Origin of the sequence: Bovifimicola ammoniilytica, assembly GCF_025567085.1 — a bacterium.
Lineage (GTDB): Bacteria > Bacillota > Clostridia > Lachnospirales > Lachnospiraceae > Bovifimicola > Bovifimicola ammoniilytica.
Window position 1 is genome coordinate 1 of the sequence record NZ_JAOQJN010000014.1, and the last position, 18,743, is coordinate 18,743.

Annotated in this window: 20 protein-coding genes and 2 pseudogenes; 20 read left to right on the forward strand and 2 right to left on the reverse strand. The window is 38.5% G+C overall.

Annotated features, from left to right (window positions below; genetic code table 11):
• Nucleotides 1–520: 520 nt before the first annotated feature.
• Entirely contained in the window at nt 521–1,915 is a 1,395-nt protein-coding gene (gene ltrA / locus OCV48_RS13280) for a group II intron reverse transcriptase/maturase (RefSeq protein WP_147592202.1), read from the forward strand.
• 78 nt (nt 1,916–1,993) lie between these two features.
• On the opposite strand, the gene OCV48_RS13285 is transcribed toward ltrA, so the two are convergent.
• The gene (locus OCV48_RS13285; RefSeq protein WP_262559901.1) at nt 1,994–2,707 is read right to left on the reverse strand and encodes a LytR/AlgR family response regulator transcription factor; all 714 of its coding nucleotides are present in this window, start codon (nt 2,705–2,707) and stop codon (nt 1,994–1,996) included.
• 374 nt (nt 2,708–3,081) lie between these two features.
• Here OCV48_RS13285 and OCV48_RS13290 point away from each other — a divergent pair, with 374 nt between their 5' ends.
• Genes OCV48_RS13290 through OCV48_RS13300 form a run of 3 tightly spaced genes read left to right on the forward strand, consistent with a single transcriptional unit; the run spans nt 3,082 to nt 5,669 of the window.
• Nucleotides 3,082–3,720, forward strand: coding sequence for a SpoVG family protein (locus OCV48_RS13290; RefSeq protein WP_147592204.1), 639 nt, complete (start codon nt 3,082–3,084; stop codon nt 3,718–3,720).
• Between the two features lie 60 nt (nt 3,721–3,780).
• Nucleotides 3,781–4,485: a DUF6674 family protein gene (locus OCV48_RS13295; RefSeq protein ID WP_449495046.1), complete on the forward strand. Its 705-nt coding sequence runs from the start codon at nt 3,781–3,783 to the stop codon at nt 4,483–4,485.
• Nucleotides 4,440–5,669: an FAD-dependent oxidoreductase gene (locus OCV48_RS13300; RefSeq protein ID WP_449495047.1), complete on the forward strand. Its 1,230-nt coding sequence runs from the start codon at nt 4,440–4,442 to the stop codon at nt 5,667–5,669. The genes OCV48_RS13295 and OCV48_RS13300 overlap by 46 nt, the downstream gene beginning before the upstream one ends.
• A gap of 121 nt (nt 5,670–5,790) precedes the next feature.
• Here OCV48_RS13300 and OCV48_RS13305 read toward each other — a convergent pair whose 3' ends face one another.
• Nucleotides 5,791–6,450, reverse strand: a complete 660-nt coding sequence (locus OCV48_RS13305) for a Crp/Fnr family transcriptional regulator (RefSeq protein ID WP_262559902.1) — start codon at nt 6,448–6,450, stop codon at nt 5,791–5,793.
• 118 nt (nt 6,451–6,568) lie between these two features.
• Here OCV48_RS13305 and OCV48_RS13310 point away from each other — a divergent pair, with 118 nt between their 5' ends.
• From OCV48_RS13310 to OCV48_RS13385, 16 genes and pseudogenes are all read left to right on the forward strand, one after another.
• Nucleotides 6,569–7,342, forward strand: coding sequence for a DUF134 domain-containing protein (locus OCV48_RS13310; RefSeq protein WP_147592206.1), 774 nt, complete (start codon nt 6,569–6,571; stop codon nt 7,340–7,342).
• A gap of 191 nt (nt 7,343–7,533) precedes the next feature.
• Entirely contained in the window at nt 7,534–7,743 is a 210-nt protein-coding gene (locus OCV48_RS13315) for a DUF6219 family protein (RefSeq protein ID WP_118548170.1), read from the forward strand.
• A gap of 3 nt (nt 7,744–7,746) precedes the next feature.
• Nucleotides 7,747–8,202 (forward strand): thioredoxin-dependent thiol peroxidase, encoded by a 456-nt coding sequence (gene bcp, locus OCV48_RS13320; RefSeq protein ID WP_015516635.1) that lies wholly within the window; start codon nt 7,747–7,749, stop codon nt 8,200–8,202.
• The gene (gene yaaA / locus OCV48_RS13325) at nt 8,202–8,951 is read left to right on the forward strand and encodes a peroxide stress protein YaaA (protein ID WP_147592207.1); all 750 of its coding nucleotides are present in this window, start codon (nt 8,202–8,204) and stop codon (nt 8,949–8,951) included. Before bcp ends, yaaA begins: the two co-directional genes overlap by 1 nt.
• Nucleotides 8,952–9,077: 126 nt before the next feature.
• Complete coding sequence (locus tag OCV48_RS13330; RefSeq protein ID WP_147592208.1) at nt 9,078–9,485, forward strand: Fur family transcriptional regulator; 408 nt, start codon at nt 9,078–9,080, stop codon at nt 9,483–9,485.
• A gap of 7 nt (nt 9,486–9,492) precedes the next feature.
• Nucleotides 9,493–9,930: pseudogene (locus tag OCV48_RS14140) on the forward strand (flavin reductase family protein); the annotation flags it as partial.
• A gap of 57 nt (nt 9,931–9,987) precedes the next feature.
• The gene (gene rbr / locus OCV48_RS14145) at nt 9,988–10,659 is read left to right on the forward strand and encodes a rubrerythrin (protein WP_333780955.1); all 672 of its coding nucleotides are present in this window, start codon (nt 9,988–9,990) and stop codon (nt 10,657–10,659) included.
• A 27-nt stretch (nt 10,660–10,686) separates the two neighbouring features.
• Nucleotides 10,687–11,631: an L-lactate dehydrogenase gene (locus OCV48_RS13345; protein WP_021739968.1), complete on the forward strand. Its 945-nt coding sequence runs from the start codon at nt 10,687–10,689 to the stop codon at nt 11,629–11,631.
• A 27-nt stretch (nt 11,632–11,658) separates the two neighbouring features.
• Nucleotides 11,659–12,033 (forward strand): desulfoferrodoxin family protein, encoded by a 375-nt coding sequence (locus OCV48_RS13350; protein ID WP_147592210.1) that lies wholly within the window; start codon nt 11,659–11,661, stop codon nt 12,031–12,033.
• A gap of 90 nt (nt 12,034–12,123) precedes the next feature.
• Nucleotides 12,124–12,279, forward strand: coding sequence for a rubredoxin (locus OCV48_RS13355; RefSeq protein WP_012740305.1), 156 nt, complete (start codon nt 12,124–12,126; stop codon nt 12,277–12,279).
• A gap of 24 nt (nt 12,280–12,303) precedes the next feature.
• Nucleotides 12,304–13,536, forward strand: coding sequence for an HD-GYP domain-containing protein (locus OCV48_RS13360; protein ID WP_147592211.1), 1,233 nt, complete (start codon nt 12,304–12,306; stop codon nt 13,534–13,536).
• Between the two features lie 107 nt (nt 13,537–13,643).
• A complete protein-coding gene (locus tag OCV48_RS13365) occupies nt 13,644–14,042 on the forward strand; it encodes a bacteriohemerythrin (RefSeq protein WP_147592212.1) in 399 nt (132 codons plus the stop codon).
• 324 nt (nt 14,043–14,366) lie between these two features.
• On the forward strand, nt 14,367–14,756 hold the full coding sequence (locus tag OCV48_RS13370) for a DNA-directed RNA polymerase subunit alpha C-terminal domain-containing protein (protein ID WP_262559910.1): 390 nt from the start codon (nt 14,367–14,369) through the stop codon (nt 14,754–14,756).
• Nucleotides 14,757–14,932: 176 nt separating this feature from the next.
• A pseudogene (locus OCV48_RS13375) lies at nt 14,933–15,295 on the forward strand (hypothetical protein); the annotation flags it as partial.
• Nucleotides 15,296–15,538: 243 nt separating this feature from the next.
• Complete coding sequence (gene cls / locus OCV48_RS13380; RefSeq protein WP_014080824.1) at nt 15,539–17,098, forward strand: cardiolipin synthase; 1,560 nt, start codon at nt 15,539–15,541, stop codon at nt 17,096–17,098.
• A 197-nt stretch (nt 17,099–17,295) separates the two neighbouring features.
• Nucleotides 17,296–18,729 (forward strand): phospholipase D family protein, encoded by a 1,434-nt coding sequence (locus OCV48_RS13385; RefSeq protein WP_147592214.1) that lies wholly within the window; start codon nt 17,296–17,298, stop codon nt 18,727–18,729.
• The last annotated feature ends 14 nt before the right edge of the window (nt 18,730–18,743 follow it).

Below are 18,743 nucleotides of genomic sequence, written 5' to 3' on the forward strand. Positions count from 1 at the left end.
GTTGATTGAACCGCCGTGTACCGAACGGTACGCACGGTGGTGTGAGAGGTCGGCTAATCAACTAATGATTAGCCTCCTACTCGATTAACGGGTTAAAGTCCCGAATCCGCCCGGTAGTGGGAAGGATATAGCCGAAAGCAAGGGTGTCCATCGTGAGATGGAATCTGAAGGAAGCTGGATGTGAGGAATATACTAACTCACGGGCAAATCTCTGGTCTGACGAACAGAAATCTCATATGAGGTCATGCATGTGGGTAAGGCAGCAAGCCATGTTGAAGCCCGATAACTACACGGAATCAAGCATGATAAATGAGGCAGATGGATGGAGAGGAAGAAACGTGTGGTACCTAGGGAGGTCTGTGCGGTACGCCTTGAAAGAGGTAACCATTGCATAAAGCGATGCTGAACGCACAGAAGTCAGCAGAGGTCATAGTAGCCAAACGGAACAAGTTCCGTTCGAGGTGAAGGACCGAATCAGTAGGAGTCTTGAGTATGACCGAGAAAGGAGGAATGACCGTCTATGGCAGAAAACATTGAAAACAATGGCTGTTCGCAAAGAGATAATGCGGAACATGAAGGGTATGTGAAAGCGTCTAGGTCATTCAATCGGATATGGAAAGAAAGAGACAGTGCACAGCCGAGACTTTTGGAAGCGATACTGTATAAAGACAACTTTAACAGAGCGTACAAGAGAGTTAAGGCAAACAAGGGAGCGCCGGGAATTGATGGCATGACCATTGAGGAGGCTCTTCCATATCTAAAGGAACATCAACAAGAGATAACCGACCGCATTTATCGTGGAAAGTACACTCCGTCTCCAGTAAGACGAGTTGAGATTCCCAAAGCAGATGGTGGTGTGCGAAAGCTTGGCATACCAACAGTGGTAGACCGTACACTTCAACAGGCAATAACCCAACAGTTAGTGCCAATCTATGAACCGCTGTTTGCAGATGGTAGCTATGGCTATCGTCCGAACAGAAGTGCAAAAGATGCAATACTTAAGATTAAGGAGTATGCAGAACAAGGCTATACATTTGCTGTAGTCCTTGACTTATCAAGGTACTTCGATACTCTTAATCACGAAATTCTCATCAATCTTCTGCGGAAGAATGTAAAAGATGAACGTGTAGTACAGTTGATAAAGCGCTATCTGAAAAGCGGTGTAATGGAAAACGGAGTGGTTATTGACACAGAGGAAGGCTCACCACAAGGTGGAAATCTATCACCATTGCTGGCAAACATCTACCTCAATGAGTTCGACCAGGAATACCTGAAAAGAGGTGTTACATGCATAAGGTATGCAGATGACATCGTGCTTCTTGCAAAGAGCAAGCGGGCATCAGAGAGACTCTTGGAAAGCAGTACAAAATATCTTGAGGAGAGGCTGAAACTTACAGTCAACCGAGAAAAGAGCCGTACTGTCAGCGTGTTTGCAATCCGAAATTTTAAATTCCTTGGCTTTGCATTGGGAAGGAACGGAAAAGGCATTTATGTCCGAGTTCATCCGAAGTCATGGAAGAAGTTCAAGTCCAGACTGAAGGAGCTGTCTTCCCGTAAGCGATGTCAGTCAATCAAGCCAAACCTTGAGAAAATCAAGGTGTATGCGAGGGGATGGCTTAACTACTACGGAATTGCAAGCATGAAGAACAACATAGATGAAATCAACGGATGGCTCTATCACAGAATACGTATGTGTATATGGAAACAGTGGAAGAAACCAAGGACGAAGGTACGTAACCTTATCAAGATGGGAGTACCCAAAGACTTGGCAATGCAAGCGGGTAATACCCGGCGGGGACATTGGTTCGCAACGCATACAGTTGCAGTAAACATGGCAATGACAAAAGAAAGACTGATAAACAGTGGCTTTTATGATTTAGCCACAGCCTATCAGTCAGTGCACGTCAACTATTGAAAGCGCCGTATACCGAACGGTACGTACGGTGCTGTGAGAGGACGGCGGTTAGCCACCGCCTCCTACTCGATTAAATAGCTATTGATTTATATAGCGCACAAATGCACTTTGAAAGGCTTTATAATAGGTTCTCCCCATCGGGAGCGTTTCGCCGCTTTGCAGGGAAAGCTCAGTCCGCCCGATTTCCCGTACCTCATCCAAATTCACAAGATAACTGTTGTGACAGCGTGCAAATTGCCCCATCGGAAGCTGCTTTTCAAAATCCGAAAGCGAAAAATAATAGGTGCTGTTACCGTTGCTTTGATGAATTACGATGCTGTGGTTGTAGCTCTCAATGTACCAAATATCCGAAAGTGATAAATGCACCAGCTTCTTCCCGATATGCACCACAACCGTTTTAGGTATGTAATTCAATTTAAGATCAGTGTGGATCGCGCTCGCCAAAGCCTCTCGGCGCACGGGCTTTAAGAGAAAATGGATAGGCTGAACGCCGTACCCTTCGCCGAGGTAATTCTCACAGGCTGTCACAAAAATAATGGACACACGATTGCCTTTCTCTCTTAAAGAACGGGCAAGCTCCATACCCGTCATACCTTCCATTTGAATGTCAAGTATCAGCAGATCAAAAGGACAGCTTTCGGTATCCAACCGTTTTTCAAGTTCACAGGCCGAACGGAAAGGTTCAAGCCTATATTCAACACTGTCATTGGTTAAAATATCACTGCAAAGAGAACATAAATTTTCTCGTATTATATTGTCATCATCGCAAACTGCAATTCGGTATGCGCTCATTTTCTCACCTGCAAATTCGGAATTATTTTGTTTAATTATATCATATTTTCGAGCAGATTGCAACCAAGACGGCATATCGGTCGCGCATTACAGGTCAAGGATCGGCTTCGCAAACCCACAAGCAAGAATTGATGCATTTCAAAAGTGAGATATCAGAAGTAAAAATGTTAAATTAAACAAGAGCGTCTTTCAACTGAACAATACGGCAGGAAGAAAAAGACTGCTGTGCGTTTTTTATGATCACAGCGGTCTTTTCTGTATATCGAGATATCCTCGGTTATTGTTTTTCTTTCTGCTTGTTATAGCTTTTCAGTTGGGTAGTTCACTTTCTCCTGCCACCATGACAGGTGGCACCTGTCAGCTTGTAGGCGCATATAAAAGGATTTGCAACAGTAGTATTTGGTGATTCATTTAAGATCACCAATATTGCAATTCTTGAGAATAAGGACAAGGGTGAACTTTTCGTATCAATGCCAAGATACCGCTCCAATGAGCGTGATGAAAGCAATGGCGTGATCTATAAGGATGTGTGCAATCCTATCACAGCAGAGTTTCGAGAGGAACTCTATACCAATATCCTTGATGCCTATGCAAGAATCAAGGAACCGGAGAAAGAGGAGACACAGAAGCAGGACAGAACACAGGAAATGCCAGAGTTTTCCGTAACTGTGACACCTTATGAGAGGGAAGGCAGTAACATCAAAGGACTTGCCCGAATTTACTTTGAAAACAGTTTCATTGTTAATAACATCAATATCGTGCAAGGCAAAGAAAAAATTTTTGTATCAATGCCTTCTTATAAGACAAAGCAGGTGGACGAGCACGGCAAGCCAATCTATCAGGATGTCTGCTATCCGGTTACAAAGGATTTCAGGGAAAAACTCTATAATGAGATTATCTCGGAATATGAGAAAGCAAAGGATAAGAGCAACGAAAAGGCGAGGGAGAGTGCAGAGAAACATCATGGCAATCCCGATAAAGAGAAGGACAAAGAGGCAACACCCTTTCGATAATCAGTAATCAGAGTACAGGGGCGGCCAAGGCTGCCCCATTTACAGAATGGAGGAAACAGAATGGATATGGAAGCAGGAAAAACACTTACCAATGAGGAGGTCATAAGAGAACTTCTCGACTTATTAAAGAAAAATGCCATGAAAGAGCAGGCAAACGATGTATTTGAGATATGTAGCTATGTGGACGGACTGGAGAAAAAGATTGACTCCATGACGGAAGAACTCACTAATATGCAGAACCAGATTAAAGAAATGCAGGAAGATACTTTTGTCAATAATGCAAAAAAGGCATTGTCAGAAGCAAAGGAGCGACTTAATACCAGATGTGAGCAGATAAAGTCGCAGGTAATTGAAGTGAAAGCACAGGTCAAATCAACTGCTAAGAGCATAGTCGAAGAAGCAAAGGAAAAGGGAAGAGCTGCATTATATAGGGTGTCGGAGTTCTTAGGAATTAAGAAAAGAATTCTTGATATCCGGGAAAATGTAATAGGGGCAATCAAGACTACAGATAAGGATATAGCAAAGACAGCACTTCTTGCAAAAGGATTTCGTGAAGCTAGGCAGACAGCAGCCAATGCATTCCGTACTTTTGCTGACAAGCCGGAGGTGGATTATTCTCAGAAAGAGCAGAAACATCCCATTACAAAGGCGGTGCTTGCACCTATGAAAGCAGTAAAAAAGATGTTTGTATCAATGGAACTTCATCTGGATCGGCTGTATTGGCAGGTGGCGGTTTTATTGGTCTGGAGCTGGCAGAAAATTTGAGGGAGCTTGGCATGGATGTTACGATTGTCCAGCGGCCTAAGCAGCTGATGAACCCTTTTGACCCGGATATGGCATCCATGATCCATAATGAAATGAGAAAGCATGGGATAAAACTGGTACTGGGCTATACAGTAGAAGGATTTAAAGAAAAAGACAACGGAGTGGAGGTTCTGTTGAAAGATAATCCATCCCTTCAGGCTGATATGGTAGTTCTGGCAATCGGAGTCACACCAGACACAGTATTAGCAAAAGAAGCCGGTCTGGAACTTGGCATCAAGGAAAGTATTGTAGTGAATGACAGAATGGAAACCTCTGTACCGGATATTTATGCTGCAGGTGATGCAGTTCAGGTAAAACATTATGTTACGGGTAATGAAGCGCTGATTTCTTTGGCAGGACCAGCCAATAAACAGGGCAGAATCATCGCTGATAATATTTGTGGCGGTGATAGTCGTTACTTGGGCAGTCAGGGAAGCTCCGTTATAAAAGTGTTTGATATGACAGCAGCCACTACAGGTATCAATGAAACCAATGCCAAAAAATCAGGATTAGAGGTAGATACAGTAATTCTTTCTCCTATGAGTCATGCCGGTTACTATCCTGGCGGAAAAGTGATGACCATGAAGGTGGTTTTTGAAAAAGAGAGCTATCGTTTGCTTGGTGCTCAGATTATTGGATATGAAGGAGTTGATAAACGTATTGATATGCTGGCAACAGCAATTCATGCAGGGCTGAAGGCAACCCAGCTGAAGGATTTGGATCTCGCATATGCACCGCCTTATTCCTCTGCCAAGGATCCTGTAAATATGGCAGGATTCATGATAGACAATATAGCAAAAGGTACCTTAAAACAATGGCATCTGGAAGATATGGATAAGATTTCTAGAGATAAAAGTGTTGTGTTGCTGGATGTGAGAACTGTAGGTGAATTTAACAGGGGGCATATGGATGGATTCAAAAACATACCTGTAGATGAACTGAGAGAACGAATTAGTGAAATTGAGATAGGGAAGCCTGTGTATCTGATATGCCAGAGTGGTCTGCGCAGTTATATTGCGAGCCGTATTTTGGAAGGAAACGGTTATGAAACGTATAATTTCTCTGGCGGATTCCGATTCTATGATGCAGTGGTCAATGACCGTGCGCTGATTGAAAGGGCATATGCATGTGGTATGGATTATTAAAAAATAATCACGATATTTTTATAATTTTCTTATAGCATAAAAAGATCCCCCATTTATTAGAATGACTTTCATAATTCTGATAGATGGAGGATTCTTCTTTATATGTTACAGAAAAACAGTTTTATGACCTTTGGAGTGTTTCCAGTCTTTTTGGATCAAGGATTGTGATTTTGCCGCGGGAGAGTTTGACGAGACCCTCGCCTTGAAAGTATCGAAGCATTCGAGTGATAACTTCCCTGTGGGAACCAAGATGGTTGGCGATAGTTTCGTGAGTGATTTTCAATTCATTTGTTTCTTTGATAGAGGTCTCTTCTAAAAGAAATGAAGCAACACGCTTATCCAAACTCTTCCACATGATTTGTTCAATCAGCCACATGACATCAGAAAAACGGGTAGCCATTAACTCATTGGTATAGTTTGCGACAGGAGCAGATTCTTTCATGATGCCCTTATAGATTTCAGCAGGGATGATCCAAAGTTCCGTATCTTTTTCTGCTTCAATGGTTACTTCGAATTGAATAGACCGCATGATACATGAGGCGGATAAAAGACACATATCCATATCGAACAGACGGTAAAGTGTAATCTCTCGTCCTTCATCTGATAATATATAAGTTCGAAGCTGCCCGGATTTAACCAGTAATAATCCGGTACAATCCATGTTCCCGTTGTGAATGATTGTTCCTTTTTTCACATGCTGTGTGATCAAATTGTCTGAAATTAGTTTTTTCTGTGCTGTATTTAAGTCATTCCATAGTGGAAAATAATTTTCGAAGCTCATAATAGTTATCTCCTTTATGAACATAGTATACTTGCTTTTTTAAGATGCGTCAATCGAATAATTGACATATGCCCTTTATAGGACTATTATATGAGAAAAGCGAGAAAGGAGCAATTTCATGCCGAGACCAGTAAAATGCAGAAAAGTCTGCCATTTCCCAAATGTTTTAGAATTTCTTCCGGCAGATGATACTGAGAAAAAAATGCCCATTGTTCTGACGGTAGATGAGTACGAGACAATCCGTCTTTTGGACAAGAAAGGTTACAGTCAGGAGCAGTGTGCAGAATCTATGCAGATCGCAAGAACGACGGTCCAACGGATTTACGAGATTGCCAGAAAGAAAATAGCAGATGCTCTCATTGATGGACATCCGCTTAAAATTGAGGGTGGGGATTTCATAATATGTGATGGTCAGAGCAGCGACTGCAGCTTTGGAGGATGTTACAAACATGAGATTTATCAAAAATATGCAGTAAAAAAAGGAGAAGGTATCATGAGAATAGCAGTAACATATGAAAATGGACAGATTTTCCAACACTTTGGACACACAGAGACATTTAAGATTTACGATGTAGAGGAAGGAAAAGTGCTACATTCAGAAGTAGTAGATACGAATGGAAGCGGACATGGTGCATTGGCAGGAGTTCTTAATGCATTAAATGCCGATGTTTTGATCTGCGGCGGAATCGGAGGAGGTGCTCAGACTGCGTTAGCGGCAGCGGGCATTAAGCTTTTGGGCGGAGTTTCAGGAGATGCGGATAAAGCAGTAGAAGCTTTTATCAATGATACGCTTGATTATAATCCGGATGTGAAGTGTTCTCACCATGAGCACAACCATGGGGAAGGACATACGTGTGGTGAGCATGGATGCGGAAGTCATAGCTGTCATTAAGAAGAATAAAAAAATACAACACGAAAGGATGCGTCAAGGTAATGCCAGAATTATCGGGATACATCTTTTTGTATTTGGAATGATTATTTTTCTTTCCCTACTTGTCGAAAGTAATGGATGGAATGTATAATATTGTTAATGATCCAGAGATATTTATTTTGGAAACAGCTTAATCAATTTGGAGGTATAAAATGAAGGCACATAAATATTGGTCAATCGGAGCAATAGTTACAATGGTTGGAACTTTTTATACAGGATATAAAGGGTTAAAAGCAGCACACAAATACTTTGCATTTGGCTCTCTGATATGCATGACTATGGCAGTCTATTCTGGTCATAAAATGATTTCAGGTAATAAAAGAACAAGAAAACAAGTGGAAAATACAAAAGCGGAGGAATAGTAAATGTTAGAGTTAGGAATAAAAGCACCGGATTTTGAATTGCCGGATCAGAACGGCGAAATGCATAAATTAAGCGATTATGCAGGGAAAAAAGTAATCTTATATTTTTATCCAAAGGATAATACACCAGGATGTACGAAGCAGGCATGTGGCTTTTCTGAGCGTTATCCACAGTTTACCGAGAAGGGCGCTGTTATTCTCGGAGTAAGCAAGGACTCTGTAGCGTCTCATAAGAGATTTGAAGAAAAATACGGACTGGCATTTACGCTATTAGCAGATCCGGAGCGTAAAGTTATTGAAGCATATGATGTCTGGAAAGAAAAGAAAAATTATGGAAAAGTATCTATGGGTGTAGTAAGAACTACATATCTTATTGATGAGCAGGGAATCATTATAAAGGCAAATGATAAAGTCAAGGCGGCAGATGATCCTGAAAATATGCTTAAGGAATTGGCATAATGAAGATTATTTTATCACCTGCAAAAAAGATGATTGTAGATACCGATAACTTAGCACCGGTTGAACTGCCTGTCTATATTGATAAGACAGCAGAAGTATTAAACTGGATGAAAAGCAAATCAAAAGAAGAACTGAAAGCTATCTGGAAATGTAATGACAAGATTGCAGAACAGAACTTTAACAGATTGGAAAATATGGATCTTTATAACAGGCTTACTCCGGCTGTTTTAGCATATGAAGGGATTGCATTTCAATATATGGCACCATCTGTGTTTGAAATCCAGCAGTTTGAGTATTTGCAAAATCATTTAAGAATCTTGTCTGCGTTTTATGGCATTTTAAAACCAATGGATGGTGTGACTCCTTATCGTCTTGAAATGCAGGCAAAGGTTGGAATTGGAGATGCAAAAAATCTGTATGAGTACTGGGGAGAATTGTTATACCGCTCAGTAATCGATGATAGCAGGATTATCATTAATCTTGCATCAAAAGAATACTCAAAATGTATAGAAAAGTATCTGACATCACAGGACAGATATATTATGATTGTATTTTGTGAGTTATCCGGAGACAAGTTGGTAACAAAAGGTACCTATGCCAAGATGGCTCGTGGTGAAATGGTCAGATTCATAGCGGAAAATAATATTGAAAATCCGGTGGAGATTCAGAAATTTGACAGACTCGGATATTCGTTTAGGTCTGATTTATCTTCAGATTCAGAATATGTATTTGAACGCAAAATAAAATAGTTATTCAGGTAAAAGGTGCTCAGTTTGGCAGCTATATAATAATGAGAATTATTACTATTTTTATTGACAACAGGATGATAGCGGTATATAATCCTTATTAAGAACCAATCCTAATAAGGAGGATGAATGACAAGTAGGAGAAATACCATTCAAAAAGATCTCATAAGAAATACCGTATACGAAATGAGAAGACACGTTACGGCAAATGAAGTGTATGAATTTATAAAAGAAGCATATCCATCAATTGGAAAAGGAACTGTATATAGAAATCTTGATATATTGGTAGAGGAAGGTGCATTAAGAAAGGTTGAAGTTCCGAATGGACCGAACCGATTTGATTTTACATTGAAAAATCATTACCATGTAAGATGTATAAAGTGCGGTGAAATTTTTGATGTGGATATGGATCAAATACCGAATTTGCTGGAAAGAATTCATAACACTCATGGAATTGAATTTGTGGATTACGATATTTCATTTAAAGGCATTTGCCCGAAATGCAGGGAGAAGGTAAAGGAGGAACAGCATGGATAGGAAAGCAATGTATAAGTTGAGTTATGGACTGTTTATATTGACCGCTAAAGAAGCAGAAAAAGATAACGGATGCATCATTAATACAGCCATTCAGGCAGCTTCGGAACCAAACCAGTTAAGTGTATGTGTAAATAAGGCAAATTATACGCATGATATGATTCAAAGAACCGGAAAATTTACTGTATCAGTCTTAAGTCAGAAGGCACAATTTGAATTGTTCAAACATTTTGGCTTCCAATCAGGAAGAGATACCAATAAGTTTGAAGCATTTGAGCAGTGTGCCAGGGGCACGAATGGTATTTATTATATTACAGAAGGTACAAATGCATACATTTCTGTGACAGTTACTAAAAAAGAGGACTTGGGTTCACATACGATGTTTATCGGTGAGATAACCGATATGGAAGTTTTAAGCAATGTTCCTTCAGTAACATATGATTATTATCAGAATAATATTAAGCCTAAGCCACAGGAGGTTGGAAAAACAGAGGACGGTCAGACAATATGGCGTTGCAGAATTTGCGGATATGAATATGTAGGCGAGGAATTACCGGATGACTTTATATGTCCTTTGTGCAAGCACCCGGCATCAGATTTTGAAAAAGTAGTAAAGAAAACGGAGGTAAAAGAGATGGCAGAAAACAAATATGCAGGAACACAGACAGAGAAGAATTTACAGGAGGCATTTGCAGGGGAATCACAGGCAAGAAATAAGTATACCTATTTTGCTTCTGTAGCGAAAAAGGAAGGTTACGAGCAGATGTCAGCATTGTTTTTAAAGACTGCAGATAATGAGAAAGAACATGCAAAGATGTGGTTCAAGGAATTAGCAGGAATTGGTGATACAAAGGAAAACCTGGCGGCAGCGGCAGAAGGCGAAAATTATGAGTGGACAGATATGTATGATGGCTTTGCTAAAACAGCTGAGGAAGAAGGATTCCCTGAGCTTGCAGCAAAATTCAGGGCAGTAGGTGAGATTGAGAAGCACCATGAGGAAAGATATCGTGCACTTCTTAAGAATATTGAAACTGCACAGGTATTTGAAAAGAGCGAAGTTAAGGTATGGGAATGCCGTAACTGCGGACATATTGTGGTAGGAACTAAGGCGCCTGAAGTATGTCCGGTATGTAATCATCCACAGAGCTATTTTGAAGTACATGAAGAGAATTATTAAGGAGATGAGATTATTACGAAGAAGAAAGTGATTAATTCAAAAAAAGCAGTAATGATAGGCTGTGGCTTTGTTGGTTCTGCATCGGTATTTGCTCTGATGCAGAGTGGCTTGTTTACAGAGATTGTCCTTATCGATGCAGATAAGAACAAGGCAGAAGGAGAAGCGATGGATATCAGTCATGGTATTCCATTTGCGAGTCCGATGAAAATATATGCCGGAGATTATGATGATGTGGCTGATGCTGCAATTGTTGTCATATCTGCCGGAGCGGGACAGAAACCGGGAGAGACAAGGCTTGATCTCGTAAATAAAAATGTAGCAATATTTAAGTCAATCATTCCTGAAATAGCAAAGAGAAATTTTGCAGGTATCATGCTTGTAGTTGCGAATCCGGTAGATATCCTGACTCAGGTAGCCATAAAGTTATCAGGACTTCCAGAAAACAGGGTTATTGGATCAGGTACTGTGTTAGATAGTGCCAGATTAAGATATAAGCTTGGTGAGCATTTATCTGTGGACAGCAGGAGTGTTCATGCATTTATAGTAGGTGAGCATGGAGACAGCGAAGTTGTAGCATGGTCATCAGCCAATGTATCTGGTGTTCCATTAAGTGAAATGTGTGAAATGCGTGGACATTACAAGCACAAGGAAAACACGGCAGAAATAGCTACAGCAGTCAAGAACAGTGCTTATGAGATTATAAACAAAAAGCACGCTACATATTATGGAATTGCAATGTCTGTAAAAAGAATCTGCGAAGTGATTATGAGAGATGAAAAATCAATACTTCCTGTATCACACATGATTCATGGAGTATATGATATTGACGGAGTATCGTTAAGTATGCCAGCTATTGTAGGTGCAGATGGTATTGAGTCTGATATACCTATTAATTTAAGTGGCGAGGAAGCGTTAAAGCTTAAGGAATCTGCAGATTCATTGAAAAAGATTATGGAGACAATTGAATTATAAATTTTACACATGGAAGGAGAAAAAGGCATGGAAGTAAGGTATTATATTTGTAAGCATTGTGGAAACATCGTTGAAAAGGTAAAGGATAAGGGTGTACCTGTAATTTGTTGCGGAGATCCTATGCAGGAATTAAAAGCCGGAGTGACAGATGCTGCTGTCGAGAAGCATGTACCTGTATATACGATAGAAGGCAGTCATGTTCATGTCGTGGTCGGAGAGACAAAACATCCAATGCTTGAAGAGCATTTCATTGAGTGGATTACATTAAATACAAACCAGGGAATATACAGAAAACAGCTAAAGCCAGGGCAGGAGCCGGTAGCAGATTTTTGTCTTTGCGATGGTGAACAGGTAGAAGAAGTATATGCATATTGTAACCTACATGGATTATGGAAATGCTAAAAGCATTTATACATATTAGGGTTACAGAACAACACAAATATAACAGTAATATAGGCTGTGTATTAATATATTTACAAGGAGGAACAACGAATGAAATACGTATGTGATGTTTGCGGATGGGAATACGATGAGGAGAAGGGCTATCCAGAAGGTGGTATTGCACCTGGTACAAAGTGGGAGGATATTCCAGAAGATTTTGAATGTCCGTTATGCTCTGTAGGAAAAGACCAGTTCTCAGAAGCATAAATGTATTATGATAGGATTATACCAATGAAAGAAGAACTAAGTATAGATATTATCGGACTTGCAGGAGCCTGTTCTTATGCTTTGGACTGTATAGAAGCAGAGTTGGTAAATATCAAAAACAAGCATGGAAAAAGAGTGGCTTATATAAGTATACGCATGGCTGAATATTGGGAAATTCAAGGTGATGAATTACAAGATTTAGCCATGTGTGCTTTACTGCATGATAATGCTTTGACACAATATATTTCGGAAGAACTGAAAAAGGATTCCGCCATTAATTGTAAAAAAGATTTATCCGAGAAAAAAACAAATCTTCATTGTATTTATGGTGAAAAAAATATTACTAAAATTCCATTTAAAACAGATGTGTCAAATGTGATTTTGTATCATCATGAACATGCCGATGGAACTGGTCCTTTTCAAAAAAAGTGGAATGAAATTCCATTGTTTGCAAGGATTATTCATTTTGCAGATACCATTGATATTATAGAAAATAACACGGGATCTGGAAATAACAGTTGGAATTTTATATGTCAGTATCTTTTAAAAAATAAGGACGGATTATTTGATTCGGAATGTGTGAATGCTTTTCTTCATGCATTCACACATTCCGAATCTTTTATGTGTTTAAGTGATGGTTCTTTTGAAACGAAGCTATGGGAGATTATCCCAAGACAAAAACAAGTTTTTGATTGGAAAACGTGTAAAAATGTCGCAGATTTTTTTGCAAAGATTGTAGATTATAAATCTTCTTTTACAAGCAGACATTCTATAGGAGTGGCTGAAAAAGCGGCTTTTTTTGCTCAATATATCGGATATGATTCTATTAATGTGCAAAAAATGTATCTGGCTGGTGCACTGCATGATATTGGGAAGATGGCAGTAGGCAATGAAATTTTGGAAAAACCGGATAAGCTTACGGATGATGAATTTTCCAAAATGAAGAATCATGCTGGCTATACATACCTTATATTATCAGAGGTTAATGATTTTGAAGAAATACGAGATTGGGCGGCTTTTCATCATGAAAAACTAAATGGAAAAGGCTATCCTTTTGGAAAAACCGCAGCTGAATTAAATGAGCCGGAACGTATTATGGCATGTATTGATATTTATCAGGCATTAACCGAGGATAGACCATATAAGAAAGGTTTATCGCACGAAAAAACGTGTGAGATGCTCGATGACATGGCGCAGAAAGGTTTTGTTGATTCTGATATTTCCAAGAAAATTAGGGAATGTTTTGGCGGAATCTAACATTAAAAACGAGAAAATATAGGAAATTCATGATAAATGCATTTGCCTATTATGAATAGTATTGAACAGGTTCATAAAACAAATAAAACTGAAAGTAGGATTAATTTATGTATGAAATGAAACCAGAATATTATATCGGTATAGATATGATAGACGAAGAACACAAGCAGTTATTTAAATATGCAGATGAGGCATATGAACTGCTTCATGATGAGTTTACACCGGATAAATATGATAGGATTGATATAATATTAGAAAATCTCCGAAATTATACAGTAAAACACTTTAGTGATGAAGAGCAGTATATGGAATCTATTAATTATAAGAAGATATTTACACAGAAAGTTCAACATCAGGAATTTATACATAAACTTGATGAATTTATGGAACATCACGATGATGAGGTAGAAGATCAAGATGAACAGATTTTGGGAATTTTAAAATATCTTACAGAGTGGTTAGTTAATCACATTCTGTATGTCGATGGTCAAATTCCAAAAGGCTAATATAGTAAGAAAGACTGTTATTTTTTAGAGAGTAGCAGCTTTTTTTATTTTAAATATAAAATATGACACATACACTTGATAATATGCATACGTAGAGGAAACGCATCAAGTGCTTGCTAAGCGAAACGTTGTGCTGGCAGTAAGAGGAGGTATCTTTGGTGATAAACCAACTGCTTACTATGACTTTGGAGAGTAGAAAGCGACAAGATAGCTGAGCATTGGGATGTAATAGAAATGATTGCCGATGAATCCATATGGTAAAAACAGAATCGAGAATGCTAATAGATTTTAACAAAACAAATAAAATGACAAAAGGAAGCTTTTATGTACGCTGAAAAAACAGATTACGATGATATTGAAATGTCGAGCAGGTTACGGAATATTCTCAGAAGAAATGGATTTGAGTCATTGGAAGGATTGAGAGAATATCCAAAGGAATATTTTATAAAGTTTCGTAATATGGGGCAGGCAACACTACAGGAATTATATCAGATTTGCGAAGAGCAAGGTATAAAGCTGCGCAGTGTAGAAGATTTGAATGATCGGGAGCATGGAGTCAGATTTGATGACTTCCTATGTATGGATGCGTTTAGAATGGGAATAAAAAGCAAAGATGATTTGAGAAGATACAGTCTTGAGGAACTTGAAAAGATGTGCCCGAAGGACAAGAGACTTTTTGTTCGATTAAAAAAACTGAAGGCTGTTTATGGATGAAATAGGACATTTCTTCCTAAAAATAGTATGTATATGGTATACTAGCTAATAGTAATGCAGTTTCAACCGACATTACATATTATTATGAGAAATTAATGCAAAGGAGTTACAATCAAATGGATAACAATGAAGTAGTAACAGAAGAAGTGGCAGTAGTTGTTGAAAATAATACAGGTATTGATATAGAGCCTTTATTTGAGGAGCAGGTTGATTTTGATACATTCTCAAAGTCAGACTTCCGTGTTGTAAAGGTAAAAAATTGTGAGGCAGTACCTAAGAGTAAGAAGCTTCTTAGATTTACACTTGATGATGGAACTGAGAATGAGAGAACGATTCTTTCAGGAGTACATGCTTTTTATGAGCCAGAGGAACTTGTTGGAAAGACATTATTGGCAATCGTAAATCTTCCACCACGTTCTATGATGGGAATTGACTCTTGTGGTATGTTACTTTCAGCTATTCACAATGTAAATGGAGAAGAAAAGTTGAATCTTGTAATGTTAGACGATTCAATTCCAGCAGGTGCAAAATTGTATTAAGAGTATAAATGTCACATGGTTGTTAATAACTGTGTGGCATTTTATCGTTGTTGTTGATAAGAATGTGAAAAGCGGGAGGAACTACGGAGAGAGGTAAAACATATAAGGTTATTATGTGACTTTGATGATAAAGTAGCATATATCATTGGTTATGTTACATACAAATGAGGTTGCAGATATTAGTGAAAGAATGATTGAGTAGAATAAATTATTAGTATTTTATTAGGAAGGTGGAATATATATATGAAACAAGATACTTTAGAGGGCAAAGCAAAAACAAAAAATGGGGTAAAACGGCTGTGTTTTTCCATAATCTGCATTCTTCTGGAAGTGATTTTTATTATTACTATCGTAACACGCTTGAATGAATATGCAGAAATCATAAATTTATTTACAAGGATTTTGAGTGGGATCTTGGTTTTGGGATTGTACGCATCAAATAAGACATCCTCTATGAAAATGCCTTGGGTCATCTTAATTCTAATTTTCCCAATTATGGGTGTAGGCCTGTATTTGTTGATTGGTTTGAATGGTGGCACACATAAAATGCGTGAGCGATATGCAGAAATTGATAGCAAATTGTTACCAATGCTTCCGGACAGTCAGGAGTGTTTGAGCAGAATAAAAGAAACAATTCCGAAAGCAGGAAATATAGCAAGTTACATACAAAGAAATTCGCAGTATCCAATCTATCAGAATACGGATATTGTGTATTTTGATGAAGCAGTGAAAGGATTAGAGGCACAGCTTAAGGATTTGGAGAAAGCACAGAAGTTTATCTTTATGGAATATCATGCGATAGAAGACGCTGAAGCATGGCATAAGATTCAAGATGTTCTGGAAGAGCGAGTAAAAGCAGGTGTAGAAGTTAGAGTATTCTACGATGATATGGGTTCTATAGGCTTTATTAACACAGATTTTGTGAAAAAGATGGAGGCAATAGGAATTCATTGCCGTGTATTCAATCCGTTTATGCCAGGTTTAAATCTGTTTTTGAACAATCGTGATCATAGAAAAATAACAGTTATTGATGGAAAAGTCGGATTTACAGGTGGATATAATCTAGCAAACGAATATTTTAATTACACACACCCGTATGGACAGTGGAAAGATACAGGTATTCGTTTAGAAGGAGATGCTGTTCAGTCGCTTACGGTGACATTTTTGGAAATGTGGAATGCAGTAAGTGATAAGGATGCTAATGATTCTGATTTTAGTAAATACCTTTTCCACTATGATTATGCGGCACAGCAAACTGGGTTTGTTCAACCTTATGCAGACAGCCCTATGGATAATGAGCAAGTAGGAGAAGAAGTTTATATCAGTATGATAAATAAAGCTGAAAAATACTGTTGGTTTATGACTCCATATCTAATCATAACAGATGAAATGACGCATGCGTTATGTCTGGCTGCTAAGCGAGGGGTAGACGTAAGAATTATCACACCTGGTATCCCTGATAAAAAATTTATTTATAATATAACTCGTTCTTTTTATCATGGATTAGTTAAACATGGTGTTCGTGTTTATGAGTGGACTCCTGGTTTCTGTCATGCAAAAATGAGTGTAGCAGATGACTGTATGGCAACTTGTGGAACAATTAATCTGGATTATCGAAGTTTATATCACCATTTTGAAAACGGCTGTTTTATGGCAGATTGTCAGGCAGTTGTGGAAATAAAAAATGATCTGATAAGAACGATGGGAGAATGTCGTGATGTGACAGACCAATATCAAACCGGACGAAGTGCATATTTGCGACTGGGACAATTATTTATGAGATTATTTGCTGGATTGCTATAAGAATCTGATGAAACGACCTTTCAAAAAACAGTTGATTTAGAAGTTAACTGTTTTTGAAAGGCCGTTTTTGCTATATCTAACAGTCTGTTGTACAAAGAAGATTTTGCATGGATGAAAAAACAAACCTTGTTGAGGTTAAATTGAGATTGACTTTGTATTGTATAAGTATGAAATAAAAAGGAATCAGGTGATGTACAATGAAAAAGCATAAAATATGTAAAATCCTTCTTGTTATACTGGCAATTTTTTTATGTGTGGCTTTTTATGAATTGCTCGGAATCTGCGTTGCATATAAAAAGCAGCCGGAAGTGTCCAATACAACCAAAAAAGAAACAAAAAATGGGTCATGGAACGAATGCAGTGAAAATATAGAACGGGCAGTAATCATAGAAAAGAATCCAGAAGCGCTTTTACAAAGAGTGCGTTTGATCAAGAATGCAAAAAAGGAAATTATTCTTTCTACTTTTGCATTTCAATCCGATGAAAGTGGAAAATTGATTTTAGGAGCACTGTATGATGCGGCAGACAGAGGTGTACATATTCGTCTGTTAGTAGATGGAATGGAGAGTTGGATTGATATGGAAGGAAATCCGTATTTCTATGGATTATCTTCCCATGAGAATGTTGAAATTAAACTGTATAATAAGGCCAATCCGTTGAAACCGTGGAAAATGATGGGCAGAATGCATGATAAATATTTGATTGCAGATGGAAAGAGATATATTCTTGGAGGAAGAAATACATACAACTATTTCCTGGGTGATTTTCCGGGACATAAGAACTATGACAGAGACGTGTTAGTGGTTTGCGATGAACCTGAGAAAGAAAATTCAGTTAACCAGTTGTTAGAGTATTTTGAAACGATATGGGAACAAGAAGACAGTGGTTATTTTCATGACAATAAAAAACTGGCAAATAGAAAATCTGTAAAGAACGCAGTTTTAGAGCTGCAGAACGGCTATCAGAAATATTTTGAAGAGAATAAGGAAAGAATCTGCGATACCGATTACACGGACGAAACTTTTGAGACAGAAAAGATTGCATTAGTGTCAAATCCTATCCACACAGGTTCCAAGGAACCAGTAGTCTGGTATCAACTGGGAGAACTAATGAAAAATGCAAAAGAGCGCGTGAAAATTCATACACCATATATTATCTGCAATGATATGATGTATAATACATGGAAAGAGATTGCGGAGAGAGTTCCGGATTTTTCTATCATGACCAATTCGGTTGCCAACAATGGAAATCCGTTTGGTTCTGCTGATTATGCGAGAAACAGAAACAGAATTTTAAATACAGGAATTGATATCTGGGAGTATGAAGGCGGCTATTCTTACCACGGAAAAAGCATCCTGATTGATGATGATCTATCCGTAATAGGTTCCTTTAACATGGATATGAGAAGCACGTATCTGGATACGGAACTGATGCTTGTAATACGTAGCAAAGAGATTAATAAACAGTTGGAAGAAGGCATGATGGAATATGAAAGAGTGTCCCGACAGGTATTGGAAGATGGAACCTATCGTGATCCGTATCATGTAGAGCCAATTGAATTGACAAAGAAGCGTCAGAGAAACATACTTTTGGTACAGCATCTGCTTGGATGGGCAAGATATCTGTTCTGATAAAGGAGGAAGAA